The organism is Belnapia sp. AC561, from assembly GCF_979252845.1.
Window position 1 is genome coordinate 1 of sequence record NZ_CEEDBP010000153.1, and the last position, 298, is coordinate 298.

The following is a 298-nucleotide window of genomic DNA, read 5'->3' on the forward strand; positions in this document are numbered from 1 at the left end:
TTGTCAGTCTTGTTCGCATGATGCACCCTTACCGATGAAGTGGCCCTGAGCCACTCGTTCAGCATACTGGAAGCGAGTCTCCCGATGAAAAGCCATACCGATGCCGCCAGCCGTCCGGCGGTCGAGGTTGTGACGCAGTTGCCAGTGCCTTCGCGGCTTGGCATGTTGCGTTTCGAGCGGCTTAATGAGGCGAGCTGGACCCTTCTGTTTTTAGACGCCGCGTGCGAAAGCCAATTGGGCCTCGCCGCCGGTGAGCTTTGTGGGTTGGTGGGTTCGCCCTACGCCAGCCTTATGGAGC

At 59.4% G+C, this 298-nt stretch carries 1 protein-coding gene; it reads left to right on the forward strand.

Annotated elements, in window-relative coordinates; translation table 11 throughout:
• Positions 1-84: 84 nt before the first annotated feature.
• Positions 85-298, forward strand: a 214-nt coding sequence (locus AC0IW9_RS30535; RefSeq protein WP_471652063.1) for a hypothetical protein, incomplete at its 3' end; no start/stop codon positions are given.